Origin of the sequence: Bacillus sp. GbtcB10 (genome assembly GCF_019091365.1) — a bacterium.
GTDB lineage: Bacteria > Bacillota > Bacilli > Bacillales > Bacillaceae > Bacillus > Bacillus altitudinis.
Genome location: NZ_JAGXJP010000081.1, coordinates 1 through 287, shown reverse-complemented (window position 1 = coordinate 287; position 287 = coordinate 1). Strand labels below are relative to the sequence as shown.

Here is a 287-nt window from a genome sequence, read left to right as displayed (position 1 = left end):
CTGTAACCTACAAAACAACAATCTCGTGATAAATAGACTTTTTTCATTTCCTCTTTAATTTCTTTATATATATCCATCATTATATTGTTATCTCCATAGCAAAGTATCATTTCATACTACTATGGAGCATGCCTCCTCTGTTTTTAGATAGAAAAAGAGAGTCCCTATTTAATAGGCACTCTCTTTTGTGTATATCCACTATTTTTAATTAATTGTGATTTCATGTATATTCAACTTGTTTAACTTTTCCATATAAAAGCTCATTACTTTTTGAGCATGTTGTATAG

2 pseudogenes are annotated in these 287 nt (G+C 28.6%); both read right to left on the bottom strand.

Annotated elements, in window-relative coordinates:
• Positions 1-80: pseudogene (locus KVT11_RS21610) on the bottom strand (phosphoadenosine phosphosulfate reductase); the annotation flags it as partial.
• Between the two features lie 124 nt (positions 81-204).
• Positions 205-287, bottom strand: a pseudogene (locus KVT11_RS21170) (HEPN domain-containing protein); the annotation flags it as partial.